The organism is Bradyrhizobium sp. CFUWI (assembly GCF_056429085.1).
The window spans coordinates 319,715-331,753 of sequence record NZ_JBWJZE010000002.1; the positions used below are offsets into that span (position 1 = coordinate 319,715).

Sequence of the window (12,039 nt, forward strand, 5' to 3'; positions counted from 1 at the left end):
ATTCGGGTGGGTCAGCTCGCGGCCAGTTGGGCCGGAAGCCGGAATTCGATGTTTTCCTCGCGGCCCGGCAAAACCTGGACCTTCACCGGTCCGATCCGCCGCATCGCTTCGATGACGTCATCCACGAGTACCTCGGGCGCCGAGGCGCCGGCCGTGATGCCCACGGTCCTGGCATTCTTCAGCCACTCCGGATCGAGCTCGCTGCCGTCGGCAATCAAATAACTCGCGACGCCGGCCTCGGTGCCGATTTCGCGAAGCCGGTTCGAGTTCGAGCTGTTGGCGGCGCCCACCACCAAGATCACGTCGACCAGCTTGCTCAAGTCCCTTACCGCAGATTGGCGGTTCTGTGTCGCATAGCAGATATCCCGGATATCCGGGCCTTGAATATCTGTAAAGCGGGCCTGAAGGGCCGCAATGATGTCCTTGGTGTCGTCGACCGACAGGGTGGTCTGGGTGATGTAGGCCACTGGCGTATCCACCGGCAGCGTGAGCGCCTTAACCTCTTGAACGCTCTGGACAAGCAGCACGGGGGCGGGAACCTGACCCATCGTGCCCTCGACCTCGGGGTGTCCGGCATGGCCGATCAGGATCAGCGTGCGGCCCTTGGTGATGTAGCGCTTCCCCTGATTGTGAACTTTCGTGACCAGGGGGCAGGTGGCGTTGAGCACCGGAAGGTCGCGCGCGGCGGCCTCTTCCTCGACGCTGCGGGCGACGCCGTGGGCGCTGAACACCGTGACCGACTTCGGCGGGACCTCGGACAATTCCTCAACGAAGATTGCGCCTTTGTTCTTCAGGCTCTCGACGACGTACTTGTTGTGCACGATCTCGTGGCGCACGTAGACGGGCGGGCCGTACTTCTCCAGCGCCCGTTCCACGATCTCGATCGCACGCACCACGCCCGCGCAGAAGCCGCGCGGCTGCGCCAGATAAACTTCCATGGGTTGCCCATCACGCAAGTTGCACCAATCCGCTTCAAAGTCCCCGGCGGCATGCCGATACTGACCAATGAGTTGCAATATCCGCACCATTGGTTCGCGCACGCGGTAGCCGCCCACCCCCCGGTCGGGGCTCCGGCGCATGGAGGCGCAGTACTTTGTGTCAAAAAATCGGCAGCAAGGAAAGGTCAAATGAAACCTCCAGCCCCGATCGAGGCCTTTTTGCGGTATTATAGTAGTTAGATTTCCCCAAGCGGCAAGCGCGTCGAAAGTGCCCAGTCTTTCGTCACTTTCCCGCCTCAACTCCCCGGCTATACCGGCCGCCCCGCATGATTTTGCCCGGTCTCCCGCCGTTTACTTCGAACTTCGTCGCGGCGAGAACCACCCAAAACAGCAATAGGTTTCGCCCGGGAACTCCGATAAACAGCGGGCGTTTCCGGCAAGCTATAAACCGCAGAAAGAAAAGAAGTGCTGCAAAGCGTAGTCGTTGCCATCGTCAGGGCCTGCACCCGGTTTGCCTCCCTCGTCGTCGTTCTCGGGCTCCTGCTGTCGGTGGGCGCGGGCTATTACGCGTCCCGGCACTTCGCCATCAACACCGACATCAATTCGCTGATTTCTCAAAATCTCGACTGGCGCAAGCGTGACCAACAGTTCGACAAGGCGTTCGATCAAAATGAATTAATCCTGGCTGTGGTCGAAGCGCGAACGCCCGAGATGGCGAGCGCGGCGTCAGACGCGCTCTTTGCCAAGCTGAGGGGCGACAAGACCAACTTCCAGTCGATGCACCAGCTCGGCAGCGGCGAGTTCTTCGAGAAGAACGGCCTGTTGTTCCTGCCGACGGAAGAGGTCGGCAAGATCACCGGCCAGTTCGAATCCGCCGCGCCCCTGATCGAGATCATGGCCGGCGATCCCTCCATCCGCGGCCTGACCGGCGCGCTGGAGACCGGACTTGCCGGCGTCAAGCGCGGCCAGGTCAAGCTCGACAACACCGAGCGGCCCTTCAACCTGATCGCGCAGACGGTCGAGACCGTGCTCAACAAGGGCAATGCGAGCTTCTCCTGGCGCGAGCTCGTCAGCGACGAACCGCTGAAGGATGGCGACAAGCGCGCCTTCATCGAGTTCAAGCCGATCCTCGACTACAACGCATTGGAGCCCGGCAAGGATGCCACCGATGCGATCCGCAAGGCCGCGGCAGATCTGGATTTTCCGGGCAAATACCAGGCGCGGGTGCGGCTGACCGGCCCGGTCCCGATCGCCAACGAGGAATACGCCACCGTCCAGGAGGGCGCCGTCATCAACGGCGTCGGCACGGTTCTCGTCGTGCTGGTCATCCTCTGGCTCGCGCTGCATTCGTCGAAGATCATCTTCGCCGTGTTCGTCAATCTGTTCGTCGGCCTTGCGCTCACGACCGCCGCCGGCCTGATGATGGTCGGATCGTTCAATCTGCTGTCGATCGCGTTCGCGGTGCTGTTCGTCGGCCTCGGCGTCGATTTCGGCATCCAGTACAGCGTCCGCTACCGCTCGGAGCGCTTCAAGCACAACGATCTTTCCGGCGCGCTGGTGCTGGCGGCCAAGCGCTCGGCGGTGCCGCTCTCGCTCGCGGCGATGGCGACCGCCGCAGGCTTCCTCTGCTTCATGCCGACCGACTACAAGGGCATCGCGGAGCTCGGCCAGATCGCCGGCGTCGGCATGCTGGTGGCGTTCCTCTCCTCGATCACCGTTCTGCCGGCCATGCTGAAGCTGCTGAACCCGCCGGGCGAGAAGGAGCCGGTCGGCTATGCCTTCCTGGCGCCGCTCGACCACTTCCTGGAGAAGCACCGTGTGCTGATCGTCGGCGGCACCCTGCTGCTGGCGCTCGGCGGCCTGCCGCTGCTCTACTTCATGAAGTTCGACTTCAACCCGATGAACCTGCGCAATCCGAAGGCCGAATCGATCGCCACCTTCCTCGATTTGCGCAAGGACCCCAACACCGGCGCCAATGCCATCAACGTGATGACGACGTCCGAGGAGCAGGCAAGACAGGTCGAGGCGAGGCTGGAGAAGGTGCCCGAAGTGCTCAGGGTGATGTCGCTCGAGAGCTTCGTGCCGCAGGACCAGGCGCCCAAGCTGAAGCTGATAGCGCAGGGCGCCAAGGTGCTGAATCCCGCGCTCAATCCGGATCAGATCGATGAAGCGCCGTCGGACCAGGAAAACATCGAGGCGCTGAAATCCTCGGTCGACAATCTGCGCCGGACGGCGGGCGACGCGAAGGGCACGGGTGCGGTCGCTTCGCGCCGTCTGGCCGATGCGCTCGAAAAGCTCGCCAATGCCGACGAAGCCACGCGCAACAAGGCCCAGGACGTATTCGTCACGCCGATGAAGATCGTGTTCGATCAGCTCCGCAATGCGATGCAGGCCGGGCCCGTCACACTGAACTCATTGCCGCCCGAGCTCGTCAGCGCCTGGAAGAGCAAGGACGGCATCATCCGTGTCGAGGCGCTGCCCAAGGGCGATCCCAACGACAACGATACGCTGCGCAAATTCGCGGCGGCGGTGCTCGTTGCCGAGCCGACCGCGATCGGCGGGCCGGTCTCGATCCTGAAATCCGGCGACACCGTGGTGCGCGCGTTCATTCACGCCGGCATCTATGCGCTGCTGGTGATCGGCCTCTTGCTGTGGATCACGCTGCGCCGCTTCGTCGACGTGCTGATGACGCTGGTGCCGCTCCTGGTTGCGGGCGCGGTCACGCTCGAGATCTGCGTGTTGATCGGCCTGCCGCTCAACTTCGCCAACATCGTCGCGTTCCCGCTGCTGCTCGGTGTCGGCGTCGCCTTCAAGATCTACTATGTCGTGGCCTGGCGCTCGGGCAGGACCAACCTGCTCCAGACCAGTCTGACACGCGCGATCTTCTTCAGCGCGCTGACGACGGCGACTGCGTTCGGCAGCCTGTGGCTGTCGAGCCATCCCGGCACGTCCAGCATGGGCAAGCTGCTTGCCCTTTCGCTGGTGACGACGCTCGCGGCGGTGCTGCTGTTCCAGCCGGCCCTAATGGGCAAACCCCGCAATCTCAGGGAGTAGGCAGATGTCGCCGACCGGATCGGTGGCGCTCTTCTGACCGGGTTTGGCTGCGCCGGCGGCCTTCGGGGCTGCGGGCGCAGGCGCTGGCGCTGCGGCCGCCGTCGTAGCTGCGGCTTTCGGCGCCGCGCCGGTGGGCTGCTTTGGCGCGCCCTTGGCCATGGCATTGGCGGTGCTCAAGGGGATCGGCGGGCCAACCCGGGTCCAGGTCTCGCCGCCGCAGAGGAAGCCCATCACGCAGCCCTTGATTTCGAGCTGGTCGGGACCGGTCGGCGTGATGGTCGCGCTATAGGTCTGGCCGTCCTGGGCGTTGTAGACCTGTCCCTCCCACTGATCGGCGCCTGGCTTCTTCTTCATGTCGATCAGCGTCACCATGCCCAGCGTCGGCCTGTTCTTTTTCGAGACATCCGGATTGTTCTCGTCGCGCCCGCCGGGCTTCTTTTCCCAGGCAACGGCGCCCCACATGCTGCCATTGCATTGGGCGACGCGGATGTTGGCGACGCCGTCGGCGACCCGCCAATCGCCGGTGGGGTCGGCGGCGAGCGCCGGGGTCAGGCAGGTGTAACCGCCAGCCAGTATTAGTCCGGTGTAAAGGGCTAAACGCATGATGGTTCCTTGGCAGTGCAACATGGTCTAAAGCTGTGCTTGCGAAGATGGTCCGAAAAAGGGCAAAAGGCCGCACAGACCGTTTTGAGTAACGGTCCCTTTTCAGTTGACGAGACGACCCTCAACCGAAGTATGTAACGGATGCACAGCCCAAATCCAGACATGTCTCAGCTATTCGCGGACCGTCAGGCCCAGCGCAGCACCCTGCATAATCGGTATCTGAACGAGCAGTTCGTTCGGGTCCTCAAGACCATCGGCTACGATGTCGGCTTCCAGAAGGGGCAGGGGCAGTATCTCTACGATCGTGACGGCGCCCGCTATCTCGACCTGTTGTCCGGCTTTGGCGTGTTTGCGATCGGGCGCAATCATCCGGTCATGCGCGAGGCGCTCAAGAGCGTGCTCGATGCCGACCTGCCCAACCTCGTCCAGTTCGACGTCTCGACGCTCGCCGGCGTGCTGGCCGAGCGGCTGCTGAAATACGTCCCCTATCTCGACAAGGCGTTCTTCGCCAATTCCGGCGCCGAATGCGTCGAAGCCGCGATCAAATTCGCGCGTGGCGCGACGGGGCGTCCCGGCATCGTCTATTGCGCCCATGGCTATCACGGCCTGACCTATGGCGCGCTGTCGCTCACCGGCGATTCGAATTTCCGCAACGGTTTCGAACCGCTGCTGCCCGGTTGCACCCCGATCCCGTTCAACGACCTGGCGGCGCTCGAAAAGGCGCTGGCCTCGCGCGAGGTCGCGGCCTTCGTCGTCGAGCCGATCCAGGGCAAGGGCGTCAACATGCCCACCGACGAGTTCCTGCCCGGCGCGGCCGCACTCTGCAAGAAATACGGCACGCTGTTCGTCGCCGACGAGATCCAGACCGGCATGGGCCGCACCGGCCGCTTCCTCGCGGTCGAGCACTGGAATGTCGAGCCCGACATGGTGCTGCTGTCGAAGTCGCTGTCGGGCGGCCACGTGCCGGTCGGCGCGGTGCTGACGCGCAAGGCCATCTTCGACAAGATCTTCAACCAGATGGACCGCGCTGTGGTGCACGGCTCCACCTTCTCCAAGAACGACCTCGCGATGGCCGCCGGCATCGCCACGCTCGACGTCATGGAATCCGAAAAGCTGATCGAGTCCGCCGCCAAGCGCGGCGCCGAGCTGCGCCTCGCGCTGACGCGCATGGTGCCCGGCTACGAACTGATGAAGGAAGTCCGCGGCAAGGGCCTGATGATCGGCGTCGAGTTCGGCCCGCCGAAATCGCTGCGCCTGCGCGCCTCCTGGAACGTGCTGGAGACCGCCAACAAGGGCCTGTTCTGCCAGCTCATTACCGTGCCGCTGTTCAAGGATCACAAGATCCTCACGCAGGTCGCCGGCCACGGCAGCCACACCATCAAGCTGCTGCCGCCGCTCACCATCACCGAGGAAGACTGCAGCTGGATCGAAAAGGCGTTCGACGACGTCATCGCCGGCAGCCACAAGGTCCCCGGCGCGATCTGGTCGCTCGGCAAGACGCTGGTGGACAACGCGGTGAGAAGGTCGGCCTGAGGCGGTCGTAGCACGGAGCGGCGGGACCCAACAGGCGGCACAGTATGCGGTGAGATGGGCCCCGGCTCAGCAGCGCATCACTGAGTGCTGCGCGGCGTCCGGGGCACGAGACCTATTTCGCGAACTCCCGCACGGCTGCGACGACGGCCGCAGGCACTTCCTGAGCCACGCAATGGCCGGCGTCCTCGAAGACCTGCGTGCTGGCCCGCGGAATCAGCGATACCGCGCGCCGCGCCATCTCCCAATAGATCGGCCCTGATTTCCCGGAGGTCGTCACGCGCACCGGGCAGTCGATCTCGGCGAGCGAGGCAAACGGATTGCCGCGGGCGTCGCCAGCGTACACCTGCTCCATCACCTCATAGATCGGATGCAGGATTGCGGACTCGATCTCGGGCGTGCAGCAGAGGCGAACCCGCCCATCGTCGAGCGGCGCGAAGCCGTGGCGCACATAGGCGCGAAGCGAAGTCTCGGTCCAATCCGCAAACGCAGGCGCTGTGCGGTAGCGCTCGAAGACGGCGTCGGCGCTGTCGAACTCGGCGCGTCGGCGCAGCGTGCCTTGGACGCGGGCGACGGATTCGTCGCTCAATCCTCCGGAACGGGTGGCGCGCGGGTCCATCACCGTTGGCTCCATCACGAACAGGCGCGTGAAGTGGCCGGGCAAGAGCTTCGCCGCGAGCAGGAGATCGGTCGCGCCCGCGCTATGGCCGATGCCGTAGACGTTGCGCAGCTCGAGTGCATCCATTACCCGTCGGACGTCATCGGCATAATCCAGGAAATGATAGGCACCGGGCTTGTGGCTGGCGCCATGGCCACGGCGGTCCAGCGCGTAGACGGTGTAGGTCGATGCAAGCTCGCACGCGACCTCGTCCCAGACGGCGGCGACGAAGCCGGTGCCGTGCACGAGCAGGGCGGGCGGCTTGCCGCGCTCGCCCCATTGCAACATGGCGATCTCTGCACCGGCCGGGCCGATTGAAAAACGCTGCGGGCTGGTCATGATGGCGGCAAGCTACTTCGCATCCTCCAAGATCATCGCAGAGCCCTTCTCGGCGATCATCGCGGTCGGCGTGTTGGTGTTGCCGGACGTGATCGTCGGCATGATCGAGGCATCGACGATGCGCAAGCCTTCGAGGCCGTAGAATCGCAAGCGCTCGTCGACGACCGCCATGGGATCACTGACCGCGCCCATCTTCGCCGTGCCGACGGGATGGAAGATGGTCGTGCCGATATCGCCGGCGGCTTTTGCCAGCGAGGCGTCGTCGTCGCCGACGGTGGGACCGGGCAGGTATTCGCTCGGGCGATATTTGGCGAGCGCTTTCTGCTGCATCAGGCGGCGGGTGGTGCGGATGGCGTCGGCGGCGACCTGGCGGTCGTCGTCGGTCGACAGATAATTCGGCGCGATGATCGGCTTCTCGTCCGGGCTCGCCGAGCGCAGCCGCACGATGCCGCGCGAGGTCGGCTGGAGATTGCAGGCGCTCACGGTGATGGCGGGGAAGCGGTGCAGGGGATCGCCGAACTTGTCGAGCGACAGTGGCTGCACGTGGAACTGGATGTTGGCGCGGGCGCGCGTCGCATCGGAGCGGGTGAAGATACCGAGCTGCGAGGGCGCCATGGTCAGGGGACCGCGGCGGCGGAACGCGTAGTCGAGGCCCATCAGCCCGCGTCGGAACAGATTGTAATAGGTCTCGTTCAGGGTGCGCACGCCCTCGACCTTGTAGATCGCGCGCTGCTGCAGGTGGTCCTGCAGGTTGCGTCCCACGCCGGGCCTGTCCATGACGATGTCGATGCCGAGGGGCGACAGCCAGTCGGCGGGCCCGATGCCGGAGCGATGCAGCACCTGCACCGAGCCGATCGAGCCGGCCGAGAGGATCACCTCGCGTTTCGCGCGCGCCTCGATCATCTCGCCGTTTTGGATGAAACGTACGCCGACGGCGTGGCCCTGCTCGATGATCAGGCGGTCGACCAGTACGTGCTTCTCGAGCCGCAGGTTCGCCCGCCTCAAGGCCGGCTTGAGGAAGCCGCGTGCCGAGGACCAGCGCCGGCCGCGCTTCTGGTTGACGTGGAAATAGCTGGTGCCCTCGTTGTCGCCGGTGTTGAAATCCGGAATGCGCTTGATGCCCATTTCCTCGGCGGCATCGCCGACGGCATCGAGAATGTCCCATGACAGCCGCGGCGCTTCGATGCGCCAGCCGCCGCCGGCGCCGTGATGCTCGCTCGCGCCGAGGAAATGGTCCTCGAGCTTCCTGAACAGCGGCAGCACGTCGTCGTAGCCCCAGCCGGTCATGCCGAGCTGGCGCCAGTGATCGTAGTCGGCAGCCTGTCCGCGCATCGAGATCATGGCGTTGATCGCCGAGCAGCCGCCGATCACCTTGCCGCGGGGATAGGCGAGCGAACGCCCGTTCAGCCCCGGCTCGGCCTCGGTCTTGAACATCCAGTCCGAGCGCGGATTGCCGATCGCGAAGAGATAGCCGACCGGGATATGGAACCAGATCCAGTTGTCGTCGCCGCCGGCTTCGAGGATGAGGACGCGGTTCTTGGGCTCGGCCGAGAGCCGGTTGGCGACGATGCAGCCGGCCGTGCCGGCCCCGACGACAATGTAGTCAAACTCACCTTCGAGCCGCCTTGGCATTCTGCTTCCACCCGGACAGGCGTCTCGCCCGGGCTGGTCCCGGACATTCACGCGCTTTCCCTTCTAATAGTCAGAGGTGGATGGCCAAGACAAGTTGGACCAAGACAGGTTGGAGACGAGCCGGCCGCGAGCCCGGCCATGACGACAGAACAGGGCTACCCTCGATCTGCGGGAGTTAGCTGGACTGATGCTTGCATGGTAGACAGTCCGATATTTTCAATAAAGCTTGAGACCTCCATGCCCATCGTGAACCGCGTCGCCGACCTTCAATCCGATATTCAGGCTTGGCGCCGGGACATCCACCAGCATCCCGAGCTGCTGTACGACGTCCACCGCACCGCAGCATTCGTGGCGGATCGGCTGCGCGAGTTCGGCTGCGATGAGGTCGTGACCGGCCTCGGCCAGACCGGCGTGGTCGGCGTGATCAAGGGCAGCAAGCCGGCCGGTGAGGGACTCAAGGTGATCGGCATGCGCGCCGACATGGACGCGCTGCCGGTCGAGGAGCAGACCAAGCTGCCTTACGCCTCCAAGATCCCGGGCAAGATGCATGCCTGCGGCCATGACGGTCACACCGCGATGCTGCTCGGGGCCGCCCGCTACCTCGCCGAGACCCGCAACTTCGCCGGCGATGCGGTGGTGATCTTCCAGCCGGCCGAAGAGGGCGGCGCCGGCGGCGCGGCCATGGTCAAGGACGGCCTGATGGAGCGCTTCGGCATCGAGCAGGTCTACGGCATGCACAACGGCCCGGGCATCCCGGTCGGCTCGTTCGCGATCCGGCCTGGTCCGATCATGGCGGCGACCGACGAGGTCGACATCATGATCGAGGGCCTCGGCGGCCACGCCGCGCGTCCGCACAAATGCATCGATTCCGTGCTGGTTGGCGCGCAGGTGATCACTGCCCTGCAATCGATCGTCGCGCGCAGCGTCGATCCCCTGGAATCGGCCGTGATCTCGATCTGCGAGTTCCACGCCGGCAACGCCCGCAACGTCATTCCGCAGACCGCGATCCTGCGGGGCACCATCCGCACCCTCTCGCCCGAGGTGCGCAAGCTGGTCGAGAAGCGCGTGCACGAGGTGGTGGCGGGCGTCGCCCAGATCACCGGCGCCAAGATCGACCTGCATTACAAGCGCAACTATCCCGTCGTGAACAACCACGCCGCCGAGACCGAGGTGGCGCGCCGCATCGCCAAGCAGGTCGCGGGCGAAGCCAATGTGCACGAGATGCCGCCGCTGATGGGCGGCGAGGATTTCGCCTACATGCTGGAGGCGCGGCCCGGCGCCTTCATCTTCTGCGGCAACGGCGACAGTGCCGGCCTGCATCACCCCGCCTACAATTTCAACGACGAGGCGATCGTCTACGGCACGTCCTACTGGGTGAAGCTGGTCGAGGAGCAGCTGGCGGCGTCGTAAGGCTTTTTCTCGCCCCGCTTGCGGCAGGGCAATCCCGTATGAGGCTTGGGTTGGCACCGACAGCAACCACAGCGTCATGGCCGGGCCTGTCCCGGCCATCCACGCCTTTCCACGCAGCACTGAGAACGTGGATGCCCGGGACAAGCCCGGGCATGACGACGTCTGCCGAAGGTTCAAAAGCAATTGCCCTCTCCCCGTAAGAACGGGAAGAGGGAGAGGAGAGCTCAGAACATCCGCGAGAAGATCACGTAGAGCGTGGCCGACAGCATGATCGCGCAGGGCAGCGTCAGCACCCACGCCATCAGCAGATTGCGGATGGTGGCCATTTGCAGGCCGGAACCATTGGCCGCCATGGTGCCGGCGACGCCCGACGACAGCACATGCGTGGTCGAGACCGGCAGGCCGAACACGTCGGCGGCGCCGATCGTGGCGGCGGCCACGAGCTCGGCCGAGGCGCCTTGCGCGTAGGTGAGGTGGCTCTTGCCGATCTTCTCACCGACGGTGATCACGATGCGCTTCCAGCCGATCATGGTGCCGAGGCCGAGCGCGATGGCGACCGCGATCTTCACCCAGTTCGGGATGAACTTGGTGGCGGCGTCGAGCGAGCCCTTGTAGGCATTCAAGGTCGCGATCTCCTCCTTGTTGAGATCGTTTTCCTTGTCCTTCATCAGGAAGCGGATCGCTTCCGAGATCATGTACATGTCGTTGCGGGTGTTGCCGACGGCCTCCGCCGGCACCTTGTTCAGCGTGCCGTATCTGGCGACCTGGTCGCCGACATCCTTCACCAGCACGGCGAGCGAGGGATAGGTGCCCTCGTTGATGTGACGCACTGTGATGTACTGCGTCACGGCCGGACGGGGATCGCCGATGATGCTGTGGCCGGCGCCCTTCGCGGAGATCACCTGGGCGGCGGCATCCGAGGTCTTCTGGAACTGGACGATCTGGGATTCCGGCAGCGCGCGGTTGAGGGCGTAAGCCGTCGGCACGGTGCCGATCAGGATCAGCATGATCAGGCCCATGCCCTTCTGGCCGTCGTTGGAGCCGTGCGCGAAGCTGACGCCGGTGCAGGTCGCGATCAGCAGGCCGCGAATCCAGAGCGGCGGCGCCTTGTTGCCTTCGGGGGCGGCGTAAAGTGCGGGATTGCGCACGATGAACTTGAGCAGCAGCAACAGCAGGGCGGCGCAGATGAAGCCGAACAGCGGCGACAGCAGCAGCGCATAACCGATCTCGGTCGCCTTGGTCCAGTCCACGCCCGAAGTGCCGTCGCGGCCGCGCATCACGGCGTTGGCGACGCCGACGCCGATGATCGAGCCGATCAGCGTGTGCGAGGAGGAGGCGGGCAGGCCGAAGAACCAGGTGCCGAGATTCCACAGGATCGCGGCGATCAGCAGCGCGAACACCATGGCGAAGCCGGCGCTGGAGCCGACCTGGAGGATCAGCTCGACCGGCAGCAGCGAGACGATGCCGAAAGCGACCGCACCGGAGGACAGGAGCACGCCGAGGAAGTTGAAGAAGCCCGACCACATCACCGCGACCTCGGCCGGCAGCGAATGGGTGTAGATCACCGTGGCCACCGCATTGGCGGTGTCGTGGAAGCCGTTGACGAATTCAAAGCCGAGCGCGATCAGGAGCGCAATGAACAGGAGGATGTAGGGCAGGTAGGTCGTCACCCGCACGCCCGTCGCGTTGACGTCGACATAGATGCTGTAGGCGACAAACAGCAGGCCGGCGGCGAGGATGCCGAAGAACAGGATCATCGTCAGCGGATTGAAGCCCTTGTCGAGATTTGGCCGCGAGGCCGGCTGGACGGGCGCGGGATCTGCTACCGCGCGGTCGAATGCAACATCGCTCATGTCTGGACGCCCCTTAACTTGC

The 12,039-nt window shown here is 64.7% G+C and carries 8 protein-coding genes; 3 read left to right on the forward strand and 5 right to left on the reverse strand.

What is annotated here, in order from left to right; all coding sequences use genetic code 11:
- Window positions 1-11 precede the first annotated feature (11 nt).
- On the reverse strand, window positions 12-938 hold the full coding sequence (gene ispH / locus AC066S_RS05290; protein WP_478269320.1) for a 4-hydroxy-3-methylbut-2-enyl diphosphate reductase: 927 nt from the start codon (window positions 936-938) through the stop codon (window positions 12-14).
- A gap of 465 nt (window positions 939-1,403) precedes the next feature.
- On the opposite strand from ispH, the gene hpnN reads away from it, so the two are divergent.
- Entirely contained in the window at window positions 1,404-3,992 is a 2,589-nt protein-coding gene (gene hpnN / locus AC066S_RS05295; protein WP_126256326.1) for a hopanoid transporter HpnN, read from the forward strand.
- On the opposite strand, the gene AC066S_RS05300 is transcribed toward hpnN, so the two are convergent.
- Window positions 3,960-4,595 (reverse strand): DUF2147 domain-containing protein, encoded by a 636-nt coding sequence (locus tag AC066S_RS05300; protein ID WP_164718456.1) that lies wholly within the window; start codon window positions 4,593-4,595, stop codon window positions 3,960-3,962. The two genes, hpnN and AC066S_RS05300, sit on opposite strands and share 33 nt — an antisense overlap.
- 141 nt (window positions 4,596-4,736) lie before the next feature.
- Here AC066S_RS05300 and hpnO point away from each other — a divergent pair, with 141 nt between their 5' ends.
- A complete protein-coding gene (gene hpnO, locus AC066S_RS05305; protein ID WP_126256321.1) occupies window positions 4,737-6,128 on the forward strand; it encodes an aminobacteriohopanetriol synthase HpnO in 1,392 nt (463 codons plus the stop codon).
- Window positions 6,129-6,240: 112 nt separating this feature from the next.
- Here hpnO and AC066S_RS05310 read toward each other — a convergent pair whose 3' ends face one another.
- Window positions 6,241-7,122 (reverse strand): alpha/beta fold hydrolase, encoded by an 882-nt coding sequence (locus AC066S_RS05310; RefSeq protein ID WP_126256319.1) that lies wholly within the window; start codon window positions 7,120-7,122, stop codon window positions 6,241-6,243.
- A gap of 12 nt (window positions 7,123-7,134) precedes the next feature.
- Complete coding sequence (locus AC066S_RS05315; protein ID WP_126256317.1) at window positions 7,135-8,754, reverse strand: GMC family oxidoreductase; 1,620 nt, start codon at window positions 8,752-8,754, stop codon at window positions 7,135-7,137.
- Between the two features lie 237 nt (window positions 8,755-8,991).
- On the opposite strand from AC066S_RS05315, the gene AC066S_RS05320 reads away from it, so the two are divergent.
- A complete protein-coding gene (locus tag AC066S_RS05320; protein ID WP_478269094.1) occupies window positions 8,992-10,164 on the forward strand; it encodes a M20 aminoacylase family protein in 1,173 nt (390 codons plus the stop codon).
- A gap of 224 nt (window positions 10,165-10,388) precedes the next feature.
- On the opposite strand, the gene AC066S_RS05325 is transcribed toward AC066S_RS05320, so the two are convergent.
- Window positions 10,389-12,017, reverse strand: coding sequence for an inorganic phosphate transporter (locus AC066S_RS05325; RefSeq protein ID WP_478269095.1), 1,629 nt, complete (start codon window positions 12,015-12,017; stop codon window positions 10,389-10,391).
- Window positions 12,018-12,039 lie beyond the last annotated feature (22 nt).